Here is an 18,924-nt window from a genome sequence, read left to right on the forward strand (position 1 = left end):
TTTTCCTGAAGTGACAGAGCCGTTCAGACGGCTGTGCGCCGCTCAGCGACTGATAGCTGGTCGAAGATCCACCGATAGGTCCGTTCGAGGCCATCCGCCAGAGTGATCGAAGGCTCCCAACCGTAGATTTGATTGATCAGGGTGTTGTCGCTGTTGCGACCGCGCACGCCTTTAGGGGCGTCGAGGTTGTAGTTGCGCTTGACGGTGATCCCGGCGATCTCCTCGATGATGCTGACCATCTGATTAATGCTGACCAATTCGGAGCTGCCCACATTGACTGGCACCGCGCTGTCTCCGGCGGTCACCATCAGGGTTCCCGCCACACAGTCGTCGACGTACATGAAGCTGCGAGTCTGTTCTCCGTCACCCCAGATCTCGATCTCATGCCGTCCGGATAGCACGGCTTCGGCGATCTTGCGGGACAGGGCAGCAGGTGCCTTTTCACGTCCGCCTTCGTACGTGCCGTCGACGCCATAAACGTTGTGGTAGCGGGCAACTCGCGTCTCGAGGCCGAAGTCCTCGCGGAAATGCCGGCACATGCGCTCGCTGAACAGCTTCTCCCAGCCATAGCCGTCTTCGGGCATAGCGGGGTACGCATCGGCCTCCTGGAGCGCCGTTACGTCAGCGTCGACCTGCTTGTCGGCGGCGTAAACGCATGCTGAGCTGGAGAAGAAGAACCGACCGACCTCGGCATCTCGCGCCGCGATCAGCATGTGGGTGTTGATCAATACCGAAAGCATGCATTCGGCTTTGTGGGTCTCGATGAAGCCCATTCCACCCATGTCGGCCGCGAGGTTGTACACGACATCTACATCGCGAACGGCTTCGTGGCAGTCTCCGAGCGCCGATAGATCGAGCTGTTGCGCATCGACTCCGTCAGGGATCTGATACCACTGGTCGAAAGGTTTGATGTCCACGCTTCGGACCTGAATGCCCCGTTCGCAAAGAGTCCGGGCAAGATGCCCGCCGATGAAGCCGCCGCCTCCTGCGACCAGGGCCAGATTCTGCCCGCCGTCCGGGGCGCCCCCGGGCAGGTGTGCAACCTCCATGTCTTGATGTCCTTTCATTTCTGGGCGTTGTTGATGTCACAAAGCAAAGATTCGAAGCGCTCACCCACGCGCGTGACGTCGAAGGTGCGTTCGGCGAAGCGGCGAGCCGAGGTTCCCATCGCGGCTCGCGCGACAGGCGAAGCCAGCAAACTATTCAGTGCGACAGATGCCGCGTCGGCGTCGCCCGGGGCCACCACGATCCCCGCCTCTGCGGCTTCGACCATGTGGGCGACCGCGTTGTCCGCCGGTAACAGCGCCAGCACAGGACGGCCGGCGCACAAATAGTTGAGAACCTTCGACGGCACCGAGTACCGGCTGGCGTTGCTTTCCAGCACTACGAGCAGCACATCTGCGCTCGCGAGCATGTCCGGCAGCTGCTCGTATGGTTGGTAATCAAGCAGAATCAGCCCCGGTACATCGGAGGCTTCCGACTTCAGCCACTCACGGCCCTTGCCTTCCGACACCACGACGGTTTGGCAACCTGCAGGCGCGGCCTGAGCCAGGCTAGCTATCACGGACGGATCATGTTTGAGCCCAAGGGTTCCCGCGTACATCACGACGGGAGCGTCGACCAGGCCGTGCGTCTGTGCCCAGGCATTGTCTCGCGGTCGCGAAGGCATCTCGTCGATCGCGGCCCAGTTCGGCACCACGTGAATCCTGCTGCTCGGTACTCCCCAGGCGTCGAGTTGATCGATGAAGTTGTCGCTGATCGGCACGATCGCAGCGGCACCGCGTGCAATTCGACGTTCCACACGTCCCGCAATCCAGCCGATCAATCGACCCGGCTGCCCGAATCGACCGCGAGCAATAACCCTGATCGCCTCGCTGTAGATGTCTTGGTGCCAAAAGACATAAGGCACCCCGCGTAGCCGGAGCGAGAAAGTGAGCAGGAACAGCGACAGCAACGGGATATTGGACAGCACCGCGACATCCGGGCCAGCGGCCAGGATGGCACGGGCCGACATCCGGGCGTACTGCAATTCTTGGCGCAGTCGGGCGATCGGTGAGTAGCGGGCAAACTCGCTGCTCAGCTTGATAGCGCGCACCGCAAACAATTCGGGATCGTCATCCCGCCGATCAGTCGCACCCCGACCAGTGGTGTACGACGCGCAGTATTGGTGCTCGACGTGATGGCCTCGGCGGGCAAGCTCTCGACTGAGGTGGACCTGGCCGGGGTGGCCAGAGTAGTCGTGGACAACCAGCCTCAACAGCGTTGATGTGCCTGTTGAGCGGTGAGGCGGCGTCGGGTGGTAACCACTCAAGACGCGGAGTTGCGCCTCTCGTGGTTCACCGGCGATAACGGGTCTGCTCTGCACCTATTTTTCCGATTCAGTGAATGCTTCAACATCCATGAGATGCGCTCAGTTTGTCAAGCTAGGTCTAAGCTAGCATAGAGTATGTTTAACGCGGATGTAAGTGAACTTACGGTATATTAGGTCGCGTGGTTCACAGTCACCCGATCGCGGCTCCTGCCGGGGTTGCCCGTTTGCCAGGAGGAGTCAGATGTCTTTGGTTGGCATGCCGTCGGGGCTGACTAGCGGTCCCCGTCGATGGCGAGAACGTCGTTGTTCTGCGTCGGACGCGGCCCAGCGGCAGCGCGACGGGCAGCGTCACGCGCGCACAGCAGTCGCTGATGCCTGATCAAGATGAGGTAAAGCCAACCGCAGGTGATGATTTCGTCCGCCCGTGGCCGGCGCGCTCGCTTAAATCGGCGGTGCTCACGGTGTGCGTTGTGCTAGCGGTAAGTACGTCGTTAGGGGTCTACGGGAGCAATTCCATCAGCCGGGCAGAGGATCCCAGTGCCTGCCCGGCGGCGCCGGCAGTGACCGACAATTTCTCGGGTCCAGCCGGGGTTGCGCCCAACCCGCAGTTGTGGAATATCCACCTGGGGGGTGGCGGCTCAGACGGCCAGCTGGAGGCGTTCACCGACAGTCCGCGAAATGTGTCGTTGGACGGCAATGGCAATCTCGCGATCGTCGCCCGGACCGAGCCATTTACCTATCCCGGGTCCAACACGTTCAACTACACCAGTGCCAACCTCGACACCCATGGGCATCTCGACGCCTGCTATGGCACATTCGCGGCGCGCATCAAGCTACCCACCGGGAAAGGCCTCAGGCCCGCTTTTTGGCTCCTAGGTTCTGACTCTTCGACTGTCGGTTGGCCCGACTGCGGCGAAATCGACCTTTTGGATAGTGCGTTGCCGCTCACCGTGGGGTCGATTCACGGTCCCGGCGGATACGACATGTCAGTCCGCATCCCTACGGATGCGGGGACCGACTGGCATGAATACGTGCTGGATTGGCGGCGCGACAGGATTACTGCCAGTGTTGATGGACACGTTTTCGCTTCCTGGACGCCGGAATTGCTGCCTCCGGGCGCCCCGTGGGTGTTCAACGACCATCCAATGTATGTGGTTCTCGATATGGCAGTCGGCGCATTCTGGGGTGTGCCAGACGCCTCGACGCAATTTCCAGCCACAATGTTGGTCGACTGGGTGCGTTACGCCCCGGTGTCATAACGCGGGCGCCTGCCGCTCGGCCGACAGCTAATTGCCTATCGAGCTCGCCCGTTAGCCACGATAGCGGTTCCCGGCCGCGTCGTCCGAGCCAGAGGTTGACGCGGAAGTGTTTCTGTCCGGCAGGTGGCTGCAATGGCCGCCACAACACCTATCGTGTAGTACAGGTAACGGTCGGTTAGTTGATTTTCCAAAAGCCCGACGACCAGCCACACGGTCACCGACACCATCAGATGGGGCGCCAGCCTTGCACCGCTGCGTGCGCTGAGCCAGGACGAATGCAGCGCGCCGAACCAGTAGATGAGCATTCCCGCGAGCAGAATGCAGCCGCCAGCCGACATCATTTGCAGGTAAATATTGTGCGCCTCGTTGATGTGCTTTATGCCGATTCCGAAGATCGGGTGCGTTTTCAGATCGTCCAACGCTTGCGCATGAAGCATCGCGCGTTCTGCATTGCTATCCATGCTGGAGCCTTTTTCTCCACCGTCAAACCGAAACAGCTTGTCAAGAACGTTAGGCTTCGCCTCCGTCAGTGCGATCAATCCGCCGACAACCGCAACAGTGAGGGTGCCTGCCAGCCATCCCGTGACCTTTTTTTTGTGAGGCGAAATCAATGCGGATGCAAGTATCGCGGCCGGAAAGATTGCTTGAGCACCTCGTGATCCGGAAGCCACGATGCCACCGCAGAGCAGCACCAGCGCCGTACACGGCAGCCAGCGGTGTCGCGACGCGCTAATGAAGTACACGGCGAACGGAGCTGCGATTGCGCAGAAGACACCGACTGAATTGGGATGGTCGGATAGCCCCGTTTGCCGCTGCGCGTCGTACTGATATCCGAGGTAGCGCGAGATCTGAGTAAAACCTAGGAGGTCGGTCAACGCGACCAGGCTGCAAACCGCGACGCCAGCCAAATAACACGCCACGATCCACCTGGGCATCCTCGACTCTAATGCAGTACACGCGATAGCGGCGATCGGAACGGCGAGAAGGGCGATGATCCAGAAGGCCGACTTGACGCCGCTGTCCTCTCCGATGGCGGTCGAGTATTCAAATCTCAATGCGAACGTGGAATCTGGAATAGGGTGATATACCTGTGCGGCGACGCATGCAAATAGAACGACAGCGGGCGCCCAAAGCCAACGGGGAATAGCGAATCTTAAATTTCCCAAGATCACCATTGCCAGGACCATGCCGACGGTGAGAAAAAGAAAGATGTCCGCCGACTGAAGTTTGAACAGGTAAACTCCGCCCCACGTCGACGTGAAGGAAGCCGCCAGGAAGCAGGCAACAACCGCCTTGGGCAGCCAAGGCGGAAACGCAACGGCCCCCGCGACGTCTGCTGTCCTCGCCGTCGCCCCCACCGTCGCCGTCGCCCCCACCGTCGCCGTCGCCGTCATAGAGTGGTTCATCGGCTGAAAATCTCCCCGGCATCCGGGCACCTGAACATGGGCGTTCTTCCGGTGTGCTGCCGGATCACTCGAACCGTCGTCGGTCTGTTCACCATCGAGCCGCTCTCCACTCGGGATACCGTGAGTCTTGCTTTAGCTTACATACCATACAGAAAGTATGTACCATCATGTATAACTGAATCATCTGTATGTAGGTAGCTGAGGGTTGCCAGTGTGACCGGTCCTCGGCGACGACGTCTGAACGCCGATTGACGACGGGGGGAAGCGCATGGCGCGCAGCATGAAACTGCTGGAGCCGCTGCTAGTGGCTGGTAACGCGGTAACGGATAGCTCGGCGCCGGACGCTGTCGTCGTCAACGGGGGAGGGGTTGAACTTTGATGCGTTCGAAAAAAGCCCATGGATTGGATCAGATTCGATGACCCTGAAAGACGAGAGCCGCACAGCGGTGGCTACCGCGCAAGACACCGAATACGGCGACGACTACGACTACGCAAGTAGCCCTCACATTCGGCACGAGATCCTCCGGAAACGTCTAGAGGGCAAGATCACCGAAGCCGTCGGCGAAGTGCTTTCGCGACAGCAGTCGTGTGCCGTCCTGGAGGTAGGCGCCGGTCACGGGACGTTCACCGAAACTGTCCTCCACGCAGGGGGCACACCAACCGTGACCGAGATGTCGGGGGCGAGTTTCGACTTCCTCAACCGAAAGTTCGGTCAGGTTCCCGGGGTTCGAGTGATTTACGACAACGACGGAAGCACCGTGCTTGATGAGGAAAATAAATTCGACCTCATCCTGCTAATTTCCGTCATTCACCACATCCCAGACTATATCGGCGCGATATCGGCCCTGTGCGAGAAAGTGCTTCGACCGGGCGGGACGGTCCTGACCTTTCAGGACCCGTTGTGGTACCCACGACAGAGCAGGATTGCGCGAACCCTGACCTGGGGTTCCTACTTCACCTGGCGGTTGGGCCAAGGGGAACTGAGGCGCGGCCTTGGTACCCGTTGGCGCCGGTTGAGAGGCATTTACAACGAGGCTGAGCCGTCCGACATGGTCGAGTACCACGTCGTCCGTCAGGGTGTCGACGAGGCTGCGCTTCTCGACCTGTTCCGCGCGCGGTTCACCGATGTCGAGTTGGACACGTACTTCTCCACACCTGCCGCAACGCTTCAGGCATTCGGTGAAATGCATTTCCCGGACAATACATTTGGGGTTTTGGCCCGGGGTCTTTGCACGCGTTGATCGTCGCAAAATGGATTGACCGGCAAGGGGCTAGACGGGTTGCGTCGAGGCGTTCGTACTCTGTTGTAATTCGGTGGCGATGCTGTTCGCGAAGAGCCCGGATTGCTCTGCGACAAAACCGATCAGCGCCGGCCGGCAGAAAAAGCCGATGAATCGTAGGCCCTCAGCAGCCGCTACCGCGCCCGCGGCGCGGGGCACGCCGCATTCATCGAGCACGTCGAGGTGGCCGACGAGCGGCTCCAACCCGCGCCGGTAGCCCGTCGCCGAGATGACGACGTCAGGCTTGATCTCGGGCCCGCCGTGCAAGGACACACTGGCGCCGTCATGCTTGTCGATTCGGTGTACCTCGGTCGCCAGCTGCAGCTCGATCCCGTCCTCGTGGGCGTGCCGGTGCAGGTGCTCGACGACATCGACGCGGGATGGGTACGCCGGGGTGCCTTGTGGATACGGGCGGTCAGGCAAGTGCGAGTAATCCCTGCCGGTGTTCAATTTGAGCCGATCGTAGCGTCCGCGCCAAGACGCGCCGACCTCGCCAGCCCGATCAATTAGTACCGGACGTACGCCACGGTCACGCAAACTAACGGCAGCCGCGACACCCGAGGGACCCGCACCGACGATTACAACCTGATGCATCAGCACCTCTCGTCGTCAGTGGCATCTAGGCTGAATCGGGCAGTTTGACCTCGCTCGCAGTCGTTAGAATTTTTGTGCCGTAGAGCCGACTCACGGTCTATCTGCTGCGGGATGCGGACGGCAGGCCCGGGTGTTGCGAACTCCGTCGTTGTAGGTGAGGCCTCCGTGTCGGACGGACCACCCGGCGGGCGGAACGCCCGTCTGACCTCCGCCCGGGCCCTGTGCGCACGAACAAACTATGAGTTTCGTTTCAGTGCCACAAGCCGCGACATCGTATGTAATAGAGTTAAAATGTAATCGCTTAGTATGACGATCGTCAAACCCGCGAGAGGTCGTGGCTCCGGCCCGAACGCCGAGTCGCCCCCCTCATCAGGAAAGCAGATGTCCTTCGTGACCGCAGCGCCTGCCAAGCCAGCGGCCTTCGCCATGGATGGCGAATATCGGGCACGCGTCGGCGACTCCTCGTGTTCTGAGAACATGCTGCGGTCCGTGCGAAGCCACATCAAACGCTATCGGGGCTCCTCGCCACATCGATTTCGGACGGCAGCCGTATTGCGGTCTGTGAGCGCGCAGTGACTGAGATCCATTCGGTCGGCCGGCGTTCGCGGGCGGCGCCGCTGCCGCTGTCGGTTTCGCTGCGTCGGCTGTGGCACCTCTGCCAGCTTGCGCCGGACTCGCCTGCATGCAACGAACTGGTCACCATGCGCAAGTCCGGCCCGCTCGACGTAGAAGCGCTGCGCCGTGCGCTGAGCGATGTGGTGGCGAGGCATGAGATGTGGCGTACGACAATTGCGTCGGTCGACGGTGTGCCTCATCAAGTTGTCCGGGAGCCAGCGGAAGTTGAACTGCCCCTTGTCGATTTGACACACCTGAAGCTTGAGGACGCCGTTTGCCGGGCCGCCGAGATCGCCGCCGCCGATGCGCTGCGTCCCTACGATCTCGCCGAGGGGCCGTTGATTCGTCCGCGGCTGATCCGCATCACGGACGACGACCACCGGCTGCAATTGGGATTGCACCAACTGGTTTTCGACGGGACCACTCTGCGCCGTGTGATATTCCCAGAGCTGACGGCCCTCTACCGCAGTTACGAGACGGGCGTGCCGTTGTCGTTGCCCGAGCCGCCCGCGCAGTACGCCGATTACACGATGTGGGAGCTCGACAGGGTTCAAGGGCCTGAGGCGGCCGGCCGAATTACCAGATGGCGCAGCAAGCTTGCCGGCAGCACACCCAGCCAGCTGCCAGTCGATCACCCACCGCCGCCGGATCGCAGTTTCACCGGCGGGATCATCCCGATCACGATTGACCGCGGCACTGTTGAAGGATTGCGCCGCGCGGCTCGGGGCGCGGACGGCACCCTGAGTCACGTAATCGCGGCCGCACACGCGTGGTGGCTGCACTTGTATGCCGACTCGACCGACGTGATCTTCGGCACCGCGCATGACCTCCGCGACCGCGAAGACCTGCGGGCAGTGGTGGGCAACTGCGAGACCCCAATGGTCCTACGGTATCTCGTGAAGGGCGACGAGTCCTTCATCACCCTCGTGAGTCGAACCCGTCAGGCGGTGGCCGAGGCGATTGCGGACGTGTTGCCGTTCGACACGCTGGTGGCTGAGCTTGGCGTACCGCGAGATCCACTCAACGACAACCTATTCCAGACCATGCTGCACTTTCGTTCGCCGGTGACCTTCGCGACTGGTGAGTGGTCACTACGCATGGTGGACGCCGATGTGCGCGACGCCGTGGGATCGGCGACGTTCGACATCAGCATTGAGGTGGAAGAGCGGACCAACGGGCAGGTTGTCGGAGGGCTGATCTTCAGCACAGATTTGTTCGACCGTGAGACGGCACGCGAGATGGCGTCACTCTGGTGCCGTTTGCTCGGTGCGGTCGCGGCGGATCCTGAATTGCCAATGGCCGAGCACGATCTAGTTACCCCCGAAGAGCGTCAACGCCAGCTGAGCTGGAATCGGATCACCGCAGAAGGGAGTTCGCCGCAATGCGTGCATGAGGTCGTTGGCTTGCAGGTCGAACGTACGCCCGATGCGGTGGCGGTGCAGGTTGGCGACGTCACAATGACCTATCGGCAGCTGGACGACCGCGCAGCGGTCATCGCATCGCGGTTGGTGCAGGCGGGCGCGGGCCCCGGCACAGTGGTGGCATTGCTGTTGGACCGCACGCCCGATGTCGTGGCCGCAATTCTGGGGGTGCTCAAATCAGGCGCGGCTTTTCTGCCACTGGATCCACGCCAACCGGGCACCCGAAACGCTTTCTGCATCAATGACGTTGGTGCGAGTATCGTTTTGACCGATCGCGGTGCGCTAGTCGGCGGACATGCAACCACGGCCGCCGTCATTGACCTTGGCGACCTCGCGCAGGACGAACCCAACATGCGGGCCTCGTCCGGCACCGTATCGTGGGCCGATCTCGCCTACGTGATTTGCACCTCCGGCTCTACCGGCCAGCCCAAGCCGGTGCTCATCGAGCATCTCGGTGCCACCAACCTGATGCGAACCTTGAGTCGCGAGTTCGGCGTTGACGCCGGGGACACCGTGCTGTCGGTGGCGTCCATCAGTTTCGATATGGCTCTTTTCGATATCTTCTGCGCATTGGCGTGTGGGGCGCGTCTGGTGCTCGCCGCGGCCGCGGACGCAGTGAACCCGGCGTCGCTGAACGCATTGATCGCGAAGAGCGGTGCGACCTACATGATGGCGACACCAACAACCTGGAGAGCTCTCGTAGCCGCCGGCTGGCACGGTGACCATCGCCTCAGGGCGACCGCTGGCGGCGAAACGCTCACCGACGGCCTGGCGGAGGCGCTTCTGCAAAGGTGCGGCGCGGTCTGGAATGGCTACGGCCCCACTGAGACCACGGCCGGGACCAGTGTCGCGCGGCTGGCCGAAGGGGACGTCGTGACCGTGGGCAGGCCCTTGCCGAACGTGAGGGCGTACATCACCGATTCGCGCGGACGTTTGCAGCCGATCGGGGTTCCCGGCGAAATCGCCATTGGCGGCGTCGGGGTGGGGCGTGGCTACCTCAATCGCCCCGAGGAGCAGGCGCGTCGATTCGGCGACGATCCCTTCCACGTCGGAGGTCGGATCTACCGGACGGGCGACCGTGGCAGATTCTTGCCTGACGGACGGATACAACACCTGGGCCGCTATGACGACCAGCTCAAAATCCGGGGCTTTCGGATCGAGCCGGGTGAGATCGAGTCGATTCTGTGTGGGCATTCGGCCGTGGCAGCCTGCGCGGTAGTCGCTCGCGAGTTACCCAACAGCGAACAGCATTTGGTCGCCTACATCGTGGGTGAGCCCGGCCGCCTGACTGACACCGAGGCACGTAGTTGGCTTCGTCGACGCCTGCCCGAATATATGGTTCCCAGTGCATTCGTGCATCTCCGGGCGCTGCCGGTGACCGCGCACGGCAAGCTCGACAAAGCCGCGTTGCCCGCTCCGCCGCCGCTGGGCCCGGGCAGTGGTAGCGCCCAATCCCCGCGGACTGATACAGAAAAGCGCGTCGCCGCGCTGTGGGCTGACCTACTGGGCACGCCCGTTAACGACATCAGCTCCGACTTCTTTGACTTAGGGGGTCATTCGTTGTTGGCGGCCCGCCTGATCTCCGAAGCTGAGCTGACCTTTGGCGTCAAGCTGTCGCTGGCGTCGTTCATCGACGAAGGCCGAGTCGTTGCCAAGTTCGCCGAATTGCTCAGCGCCCAAAGCCCAGTCGGGACAGACGAAGTCAAATCGTACCCACCGCTGCACTTCATCTTCTCTGATGCTGGGTCGGCGATGAGCCTCAGACACTTTGTCGAGCAGTGGGGTGACCGTCAGCCGGTGCACGCGGTGATCCTCGAGCAGCCAGGCGGGCTTTTTGACCGCGCAGTGACCATCGAAGAGCATGCCAGACAAGCTCTTTCGACGATTCGCAAGCGACAGCCGGATGGTCCGCTTGTGCTGGTCGGCTACTCGATCGGGGGGCTGGTGGCCTACGAAGTGGCCCGTCAGGCTCTCGATGCCGGCCAGCACATCGACTGGCTGGGCATCGTAGACGCGGTGGCGCCGCCCTTGCATGAATGGAAACGTGCGGAGCTGACGCTGCGGTGGCGGCTGCGCGCTTTGCGCCGACGGTCGGCTCGTGAGCGGTGGGCCAAGTGCGCCGAAGTCATGCTCCGGATGCTCCAGCGTCCTTCGGCGTGGCGACAGCGTGAATTCGATAACCGTGGCGCCGCCGACATCGCGTGTCGCTATCAGCGGCCGGCACATCGGGCGCCGATGCACCTGTTCGTCAGCGAAGCCTCTGTCGCATCAGCGGGACAAGATTTATTGGGCTGGAGTGGATTTCACAAAGGACCCTTGCTCGGGCATCGCTTTGCCGGTGACCACTTCAGCCTGCTTCAGTTGCCCCAAGCGGAGCTGCTGGCGACGATCATGCTCGAGTCGCTCTTTAAATCCAGAGAATCGACCGGCGGGCAGCCGGCGACAACGCTTCAGCGAACGCACGCGAGCGCCAGATATCGCCCTTGGGGGGCTGACGCGGCGACGGTCGATTCAGCGAAATAAGGATGCGATTAATGACTTCGGTGACGCTCGCGCCGAGAGGACTGGAGTAGGTGGCCGCATGAATGAACAATGTCGGGGCGGCGTCGGCCTCCCAGTGGAGCTGACGTTCGCCGACCCTGCGCCTCCTCCGGGATCGGAGCGGGAGTTCGAGATGATGCAATGCTGGGCCGAGAAATGGCTTAGCAAGTCTCACCCGAATCTCGGGCGCGGGGGTGCCATCTGCCCGTTCATGGAAACCACCATCAAAAAAGATCTACTCCGAGCGGCTTTCTTACGCGGGGACCACTTCGACACCGACAGTTTGATCGGTCTACTCGTGAAGATCGCGGCGGCATTTCCGGGACTGTCTCCGGCAGACGGCCCGGATTCGAATTACAAAGCGGTCCTTATGGTCTTTCCCGAGTTGACGGACTTCGGACAGCTGGATGCCGTTCAGCGCCAGAGCAAGACTGCGTTCGTGCAGCGCGGGCTAATGATCGGACAGTTTTACCCTGGCCATCAGCAGGGCGGGCTGCACAACCCGAACTTCCAACCGTTGAACGCACCATTGCCGATGCTCGCCGTGCGCAACATGGTGGTCTCCGACTACCCGTTCCTCTGTGGAAACGAGCAGTGGATGGCTGCGTATCTCTCGCGGTTCGCGTCCGGCACCTTCGTCGCGAATTCGCTTGGCGGTCGTCAAAAAGTTTGCCGGCCGGAAGCAGTTTGACGCGGCTAGACCACGGCGCGCGTCAGGGCCTCGTTGTCAGTGAGAAACGGCATCGGCATCCGGCGTGCAGCCAGCAACGCCTCCAAGGCGTCGCCGGCAACCGGCCTCGAAAACAGGTAGCCCTGCGCCCGGTGGCAGCCGTGGTGCATCAATGCCTTTGCCGCGGCAGGGGTTTCGACACCTTCGGCGATAAGTTCGAGTTTGAACGCATCGGCGAGGCCGATGATCGCGCGCACGATCGCCAGATCGTTGACGTTGTGGCCCAGGTTGCGCACGAACCGCGGGTCGATCTTCAGCGCATCGACGGGCAGGGCCTTGAGATGCGACAGAACGGCGTAGCCGGTGCCGAAGTCGTCGATGGAAGACTGCACGCCGAGGTCTTTGAGCTCAGTCAGCGTGCGCGTCGTGCTTTCCATGTCGTTGACCACTGCGCGCTCGGTGATCTCCAGGCACAACGAACCGTCGTCCATGGCGAACTCCGTGATCGTTTCCGCGACCATCCCGACGAATCCCGGGCTGGTCAACTGCAGGGGGGAGACGTTGACTCGCAACGTGGTGCCCTGACCCACGCCGCGCGAGCGCCATCCGCTGAACTCCGCACACGCGGTTCGCAGCACCCACCGGTCCAGGTCGCCGACGAGGTTCATCGACTCGGCCACTCCGATGAACGAATCCGGCAGCAGCAGGCCGCGGGCCGGGTGCCGCCAACGCACCAGCGCCTCGGTGGCCACGATCGCACCGGTCCACAGGTCGACCTCGGGCAGGTAGTGCAGCAGCAGTGCGTCGCTGGCGGCGTCGCCCTGCAGATGTCCCCGGACGTCGTGACGAAACAGCCGCCTGAGCGAGTTGTCGCTGGCCACCGCGATCTGGTTGCGGCCGGCGCGTTTGGCTGCCAGGACGGCTTCGTCGGCGCGGCGCAGCAGGCCGGTGCCGCTGTCGCGGCCCGGCGTGCCGGCGGCCACGCCGATGCTCACGGTCCGGGCGACGGTCTGGTTTCCGATCGTCAGGCGGTCGTACAACGTCTTCCGAATCCGGTCGCCAAACAGCTCCGCGGCCTGGGCCGTCATCGGCTGGTCCGGAACGACGACGAACTCGTCGCCACCCAGCCGGGCAACCATGCCCCGGCGGCCGACGCAGGAGGTCAGGCGATCGGCGAAACCGCGGATGTACCAGTCGCCGGCGGCGTGCCCGAGCGCGTCGTTGATCGCCTTCAATCGGTCGAGATCGATGTAGAGCACCGCGACCGGGCCAGGCTGTTGCGGCGCGAGACGGTCCGCAAGATGGGCGAGGAGCGCTCGACGGTTGCGCAGCCCGGTCAGATCGTCATGGTCGGCGAGATGGCGAAGCAGTTCTTCGGCCGACACCCGCGCCTGGAATTGCGCGAACAAGGAGGCCACCGTTGTCAAGGTGTCCTTTGCCTCCGCCTTCCACCTCCGGCCGCGGCGCTTGACGAATCCGAGCGCTCCGGTGGTGAGGTTGCCCGCGACCAGCGGTGCGGCGCCCACCAGCGGTCCGCTCCGGCGGCCGCACGCGAACACGGGAAAAGATGACGCGCCGTCGAAGGTGTGGCGCACCGTCACGAGTTCCTTGCCGTTGGCGCACACGGCCAGCGCCGGGTGGTCGCTGGTAAAGGAGACGACGACGAACGGGTCGGGATCGGCGACATCGGATCGCGGTGGCCACTCGGCTGCCAGCACCGACGCGCGGAGGTTGTGGTCGCTGTACCGCAGGAAGGCGTACTGCAGGCCAAAATGTTCGACGAGCTGTGCCAGCACCTGTTCGCTGGCCTGGGTGGCAGTCGACGCGTTGGCTTCCAGCAGCTGATTGGCGATGGAAGTGATGAGGGCGAGATCGGCCGGCATGGTGTCCTCCGATCTGGGCACGGATGCCGTCGCCGTTCGCCGTACATTCGGAAACTGTTAGTCACTGCCGAATTGGCGCATCAGTATTGGGATTTAGTTCAGTTATTGAATAGTACATTTAACGAGCTGAAGCGGAAGACGCAGAAGCGACGGCTACATCACATCGCCAACTCTGCCCGCATTTGCTCCCCGACCTTCGAAGGAGACGATCATCGCAGCATTCACGGCATCTGTTCTCGACGCCGAGGACGCCGCCCACACCACGGAACTGAAAAGGCTGCGCTCCGATCCCGCCATCGACGTCATCGATCATCGCGAAGCGCAGCTGGCGGAGTTGCGCGGACTGCTGCCACCGCCCGACGCCGAGCTTCTGGACGAACATCCCCGGTGGGTGTACTACCCCTGGCGGAGGGCGGTGGTGGCGATCCTGGGTCCTCGGGGGTATCGGGCCGTGCGGCTGGATCGCAACCGAAACATGGTCACCGCGGACGAGCAGGCGCGACTTGGCGCGCTGCGGATCGGCGTCGTCGGGTTGAGCGCCGGCCATGTCATCGCGCACACGCTCGCGGCGCAGGGCTTGTGCGGTGAACTCCGGCTGGCCGATTTCGATCAACTCGAGCTGAGCAATCTCAATCGGGTCCCGGCGACAGTCTTCGACATCGGACTGAACAAGGCCGAGGTGGTCGCCCGAAGAATCGCCGAACTCGACCCATATCTGCTGGTGCGGATCTTCGATTCGGGTCTGACGCTGGACACCACCGACGAATTTCTCGATGGACTCGATGTCGTGGTCGACGAATGCGATTCGTTGGACATGAAGGCGATCGTGCGCGAGCAGGCCAGGGCGAGGGAAATCCCGGTGCTGATGGCGACAAGCGACCGCGGGCTCATCGACGTGGAGCGGTTTGACCTCGACCCGCAGCGGCCGATTCTGCACGGGCTGCTCGGCAATCTGGACCCCGCATCGCTGGCGCGTATGACCATCGGCGAGAAGGTCCCTTCCCTGCTGCGTTTCCTTGAGGCCCAACATTTGTCGGCGCGCGGCGCGGCGTCGTTGCTGGAGGTTGATCGCACCTTGTCGACGTGGCCGCAGGTCTCCGGCGACGTGGCCGCGGGAGCACCGGTGATTGCCGAGTCCGTGCGCCGGATCGGACTCGGCGAACACCTGCCGTCGGGGCGGATCCGACTCGACGTCAGCGGCGCGCTCGACCGGCTCGACGAGCCGGAGTTGCCGGAGGAACTTGACGCGGTGCTGCCCGAATACGCAGAGCCGGCGTGGCCGGGAGTCACGGGCGCCATTGCCGCCGCGGCGATTCGGGCGCCGTCGGCCTCCAACGCGCAGCCCTGGCACATCGAGGCCGGCCCGGACGTCATCACGATCCGGCTGATCCCCGAACACTCGTCGACGCTGGACGTCGGGTACCGGGCCAGCGCCGTAGCGCTCGGAGCGGCGGTCTTCAATGCCAAGGTCGCCGCTGCGGCGCATCAGGTGCTGGGCCCCACCACTTTCACCGAGGCTGACGACGTGCCGCTCTACGCGACGCTGCACCTCGGCGATGCCGGTGACCCCGACCTGGCCGCACTGTACGACGTGATGCTGCGCCGAGAAGCCAACCGCCGCTTGGGAACTGCGCGGCCAGTTGCCGAAGACACCATCCGGTTCCTGCACGCCGCGGCAGAACGCGAAGGCGCCCGGCTGCATGTGCTGACCGAATCCGAAGAGATCGCCAGGGCGGCGACCATCATCGCCGCGTCCGACCGCGCCCGCTATCTGACGCCGACACTGCACTCGGAGATGATCGCGGAACTGCGCTGGCCGGGCGATCCGCTGCCGGACACCGGCATCGACGTCCGGAGCCTGGAATTCGCGCCCGGCGAGCTCGCGGTGGTCGACATCTTGCGGCGCCCCGAGGTGATGGACCACCTGGCCCGGTGGAACGCCGGATCGGCGTTGGGCGAAGGCACTCGCCGACAAGTGGCGGCGAGCTCTGCGCTGGCCGTCATTTCGGTGCCGGGCGGATCGCTGATCGACTACGCGCGAGGTGGTTCAGCGGCCGAGGCCGTCTGGATCATCGCGCAGCAGGGCGGGCTCGCCGTCCAGCCGATGTCGCCGATATTTCTGTATGCGCGCTGCGTTGAGGATCTTGATCGCGTGTCGACGGCCTTTGGCGACGAGTTGGCTGCCCTGCAGGAGGAGTTCGGCGCACTTGTCGGGATCGGGGCCGGGGATGCTGTCGCCCTGGTGCTGCGATTCGCCGTCAGTGAACCCGCAACGGTGCGCAGCCTGCGAGATCTCGGGCGCGTTAATTTACGGTAGGCCAGACAAGGGGCTACCGTAATTACATGTCCGGCGGGCTAGAAGACCTGGTTACCGGGGCGGCTGCCGCCCTGATGGCTGCCACCGCAGCAAACCATGTCGCGATCAGTGAGCGGGTCCTGCACGAGCTGGCCGATCACTTCAGCGTCGACTTCGCCGCGCTGCGTCACACCGACCACAAGATCCGCGCCACCATCCTCATTTCTTCGTGGCCGCCACGCTGGGATGTCCCCGATCCCGATCCGCTCGGCGTGGTGTATTTCGCGGAGGCCGACTCGGTTTTCGCGCTGATCGAAAACTACACGGAGCCATACGTTCTCCGCCCCGAGCCGGAGAACTCCGACTACCAGCGCGGTATCGAGGCGGGAACCGGCATACCGCAAACCTCGCTTGCGGCCGTACCGTTGCTGTCCGGAGAACTCACCACCGGCACGCTTCTCTTCGTCAAGTTCGGCGACCGCGAGTGGCTGCCGAACGAGCTGAACGCCCTGCAGGCGATCGCCACGTTGTTTGCCCAACTGCAGGCCCGCCTCACCGCCGAAGAGCAGTTGCAGTACCTGGCCGACCACGATGACCTGACCGGCTTGCTGAATCGGCGCGCGCTTCTCGCACACCTCGATCAGCGGCTGGCCGACGGGCAGCCGGGCCCGGTCGCGGTGCTGCAGATCGACGTCGACCGCCTCAAGGTGATCAACGATCACCTCGGCCAAGATGCCGGTGATCGTTACATCAGGGCGTTTGCCGGGCTGCTGCGAGATTCCGCCGACATCCCTTCCGCCGTCGCCAGATTGGGCGGCGACGAGTTTGTGATCGTGCCAACGGTTCCGATCGACATCGACGATGCCGAACTCTTCGCGCAGCGTGTGCAATTCGGACTCGGTCAGCAGGTTGAGGTCGACCGTGAAAAGGTCAGCCGCACAGTCAGTGTCGGAGTTGCCATCGGTGAGCCCGGAGTCGACAGTACGTCGGTGTTGCTCCGTCGAGCGGACCAGGCGCTGCTGTCGGCGAAGGGTTCGGGCGGCCGCAGGGTTGCCCGATTCAGCCCGGAGTTGTCGGACAGGTACGCAATTCGCAACGACATCGAGCTGCAAATGGAAGGCACCATCGACAGCGGGAGCGGAGCCCTGGTGCTGCACTACCTTCCCGAGTTCGATATGCGGACCGGCGAGGTGCTCGGCGCCGAAGCCCTGGTCCGATGGCAGCATCCGACTCGGGGTCTGATGATGCCCGACTCATTCATCAGCGTGGTCGAGTCGATCAACCTTGCCGGTCGGCTCGGGCGCCTCGTGATGCGTTCGGCTTTCGAGCAATTCAGCATCTGGCGCTCGCACGGCGTGGGAGAGCACGCTGTGATCCGCGTGAACGTGTCCCCGGTGCAGCTGGTCGCCGAGGGAACGGTCGACCTGGTCGCCGCCACGCTCGAGGACTTTGGCCTGGCCGCGAACACCGTGTGCCTGGAGATCACCGAAGGCGTTGTCGTTCAAGATATCGACGCCACCCTCAAAACACTTGCCGGACTCAAAGACATCGGAGTGCAAATCGCCATTGACGATTTCGGAACCGGTTACAGTGCGCTGGCGTACCTGAAATCCTTGCCCGTCGACACGCTCAAGATCGATCGCGGCTTCGTTCGAGAGCTCGGCACCGACGAAGGCGATCAGGCGATTGTGCGCTCGATCATGTCCTTGGCTGACGCCTTCAACCTGGAAGTTGTTGCCGAAGGAGTCGAGACCGCTGCCGCGGCGCGCATGCTGCTCGACTTCGATTGTCATCGCGCGCAAGGCTTTCTGCTGTCTCGTCCGCTGGAGGCCGATGCGATGGAAGCGCTTTTGGCCCAGCGCTACGTGCCGTTCGACTTCGACCGAGACGAGCCGTGATCAGGTAGCTGTCGACGCTCGCACGCTGCCCCCGGATTGCGGGCAGAACCGCCGCGTCAATAACTGGGTTTCCATCAAGATCTTGGAAACCTGTTCTGGTTTAGCGTGATTGACGAAATCGTGACGATCCCACCACATCATCTTGGTCTGGTAACGCTCGCTCGGGTACGGCGTCGCGGGGATCGGTGACACCACTCCGCCTGACGAGCGCCAGCGGTTCAGCGCGTACGCCGCCGCGGTGGCCATGCAGAACTGATTTTCCAGCAGCGCCATCATGTGGAATGCACTACGGGCCATGGCCTCGGTGATGCGATGGCTGCGATCTGGATCGTCAGTTGCCCACGCCGATTTCATCTCGAGGACGCCGAACGGTACCCGGTCGCTGATCGTGTTGCGCACCATCTGCTGACTGGGCTGACCCGCCCATTCGACGAGCGCATGCGAATCCTCGGCCGACCGCAGTGGTCCGATCGCCCGCAAGCCTGCGACGGTCCGGCCGGCCTCGTCGACGACGGCGAAAAACATGGCCGTGTCAGACCCGCTGCGCAGCGCCTCCGTGTCCAGGGCGCACTCGACGCCGTGCTTGCGGTAGTTGCGAAGCGCGCCGGTTGCGTACTCCGACCACAACGTCCGATCAGCTGCGGGGGTGGAGACCACCAGGGTGCAGTCGATGTCAGGGTCGTACCACTCCAGACTTTCGCGGAGGGTGAACTCGTCGGCATGGTGGGCGTTGAACGGTAGAACCGACAT

General features: G+C 63.0%; 12 protein-coding genes. 6 read left to right on the forward strand and 6 right to left on the reverse strand.

Features of this window, described 5'->3' with window-relative positions; translation table 11 throughout:
* Nucleotides 1-23: 23 nt before the first annotated feature.
* Complete coding sequence (locus ACQY5A_RS13690; RefSeq protein ID WP_428340884.1) at nucleotides 24-1,049, reverse strand: NAD-dependent epimerase/dehydratase family protein; 1,026 nt, start codon at nucleotides 1,047-1,049, stop codon at nucleotides 24-26.
* Nucleotides 1,050-1,063: 14 nt separating this feature from the next.
* On the reverse strand, nucleotides 1,064-2,257 hold the full coding sequence (locus ACQY5A_RS13695) for a glycosyltransferase family 4 protein (RefSeq protein WP_428340885.1): 1,194 nt from the start codon (nucleotides 2,255-2,257) through the stop codon (nucleotides 1,064-1,066).
* Between the two features lie 614 nt (nucleotides 2,258-2,871).
* Between ACQY5A_RS13695 and ACQY5A_RS13700 the strand changes: the two genes are divergently transcribed.
* Complete coding sequence (locus tag ACQY5A_RS13700) at nucleotides 2,872-3,570, forward strand: glycoside hydrolase family 16 protein (protein WP_428340886.1); 699 nt, start codon at nucleotides 2,872-2,874, stop codon at nucleotides 3,568-3,570.
* 35 nt (nucleotides 3,571-3,605) lie between these two features.
* Here ACQY5A_RS13700 and ACQY5A_RS13705 read toward each other — a convergent pair whose 3' ends face one another.
* The gene (locus tag ACQY5A_RS13705) at nucleotides 3,606-4,964 is read right to left on the reverse strand and encodes an O-antigen ligase family protein (protein ID WP_428340887.1); all 1,359 of its coding nucleotides are present in this window, start codon (nucleotides 4,962-4,964) and stop codon (nucleotides 3,606-3,608) included.
* Between the two features lie 428 nt (nucleotides 4,965-5,392).
* Here ACQY5A_RS13705 and ACQY5A_RS13710 point away from each other — a divergent pair, with 428 nt between their 5' ends.
* Nucleotides 5,393-6,217 carry a class I SAM-dependent methyltransferase gene (locus tag ACQY5A_RS13710; RefSeq protein WP_428340888.1) on the forward strand — a complete coding sequence of 275 codons (825 nt, stop codon included), beginning with the start codon at nucleotides 5,393-5,395 and terminating at the stop codon, nucleotides 6,215-6,217.
* A gap of 30 nt (nucleotides 6,218-6,247) precedes the next feature.
* Here the strand turns inward: ACQY5A_RS13710 and ACQY5A_RS13715 are convergent, their stop codons facing one another.
* Nucleotides 6,248-6,850, reverse strand: coding sequence for an NAD(P)-binding domain-containing protein (locus tag ACQY5A_RS13715; RefSeq protein WP_428340889.1), 603 nt, complete (start codon nucleotides 6,848-6,850; stop codon nucleotides 6,248-6,250).
* 572 nt (nucleotides 6,851-7,422) lie between these two features.
* Between ACQY5A_RS13715 and ACQY5A_RS13720 the strand changes: the two genes are divergently transcribed.
* Together ACQY5A_RS13720 and ACQY5A_RS13725 are read left to right on the forward strand one after the other, a co-directional pair.
* Nucleotides 7,423-11,409, forward strand: a complete 3,987-nt coding sequence (locus ACQY5A_RS13720) for a non-ribosomal peptide synthetase (RefSeq protein WP_428340890.1) — start codon at nucleotides 7,423-7,425, stop codon at nucleotides 11,407-11,409.
* A gap of 58 nt (nucleotides 11,410-11,467) precedes the next feature.
* Nucleotides 11,468-12,118 carry a DUF6875 domain-containing protein gene (locus ACQY5A_RS13725; protein WP_428340891.1) on the forward strand — a complete coding sequence of 217 codons (651 nt, stop codon included), beginning with the start codon at nucleotides 11,468-11,470 and terminating at the stop codon, nucleotides 12,116-12,118.
* 5 nt (nucleotides 12,119-12,123) lie between these two features.
* Here ACQY5A_RS13725 and ACQY5A_RS13730 read toward each other — a convergent pair whose 3' ends face one another.
* Nucleotides 12,124-13,980: a putative bifunctional diguanylate cyclase/phosphodiesterase gene (locus tag ACQY5A_RS13730; RefSeq protein WP_428340892.1), complete on the reverse strand. Its 1,857-nt coding sequence runs from the start codon at nucleotides 13,978-13,980 to the stop codon at nucleotides 12,124-12,126.
* 172 nt (nucleotides 13,981-14,152) lie between these two features.
* Between ACQY5A_RS13730 and ACQY5A_RS13735 the strand changes: the two genes are divergently transcribed.
* Nucleotides 14,153-16,297 (forward strand): Rv1355c family protein, encoded by a 2,145-nt coding sequence (locus ACQY5A_RS13735; RefSeq protein WP_428341510.1) that lies wholly within the window; start codon nucleotides 14,153-14,155, stop codon nucleotides 16,295-16,297.
* 26 nt (nucleotides 16,298-16,323) lie between these two features.
* Nucleotides 16,324-18,174, forward strand: coding sequence for a putative bifunctional diguanylate cyclase/phosphodiesterase (locus ACQY5A_RS13740; RefSeq protein ID WP_428340893.1), 1,851 nt, complete (start codon nucleotides 16,324-16,326; stop codon nucleotides 18,172-18,174).
* Here the strand turns inward: ACQY5A_RS13740 and ACQY5A_RS13745 are convergent, their stop codons facing one another.
* Nucleotides 18,175-18,924, reverse strand: coding sequence for a hypothetical protein (locus ACQY5A_RS13745; protein ID WP_428340894.1), 750 nt, complete (start codon nucleotides 18,922-18,924; stop codon nucleotides 18,175-18,177). It abuts the gene before it with no gap.

It is taken from the genome of Mycobacterium sp. (genome assembly GCF_965277065.1).
GTDB lineage: Bacteria > Actinomycetota > Actinomycetes > Mycobacteriales > Mycobacteriaceae > Mycobacterium.

Excerpts from the sequence above, each read along its gene's own strand:
- ACQY5A_RS13710 (WP_428340888.1), top strand. The coding sequence starts at position 5,393 with ATGACCCTGAAAGACGAGAGCCGCACAGCGGTGGCTACCGCGCAAGAC.
- ACQY5A_RS13745 (WP_428340894.1), bottom strand. The coding sequence starts at position 18,924 with ATGTCGGTTCTACCGTTCAACGCCCACCATGCCGACGAGTTCACCCTC.
- ACQY5A_RS13730 (WP_428340892.1), bottom strand. The coding sequence starts at position 13,980 with ATGCCGGCCGATCTCGCCCTCATCACTTCCATCGCCAATCAGCTGCTG.
- ACQY5A_RS13705 (WP_428340887.1), bottom strand. The coding sequence starts at position 4,964 with ATGACGGCGACGGCGACGGTGGGGGCGACGGCGACGGTGGGGGCGACG.
- ACQY5A_RS13715 (WP_428340889.1), bottom strand. The coding sequence starts at position 6,850 with ATGCATCAGGTTGTAATCGTCGGTGCGGGTCCCTCGGGTGTCGCGGCT.
- ACQY5A_RS13740 (WP_428340893.1), top strand. The coding sequence starts at position 16,324 with ATGTCCGGCGGGCTAGAAGACCTGGTTACCGGGGCGGCTGCCGCCCTG.
- ACQY5A_RS13725 (WP_428340891.1), top strand. The coding sequence starts at position 11,468 with ATGAATGAACAATGTCGGGGCGGCGTCGGCCTCCCAGTGGAGCTGACG.
- ACQY5A_RS13690 (WP_428340884.1), bottom strand. The coding sequence starts at position 1,049 with ATGGAGGTTGCACACCTGCCCGGGGGCGCCCCGGACGGCGGGCAGAAT.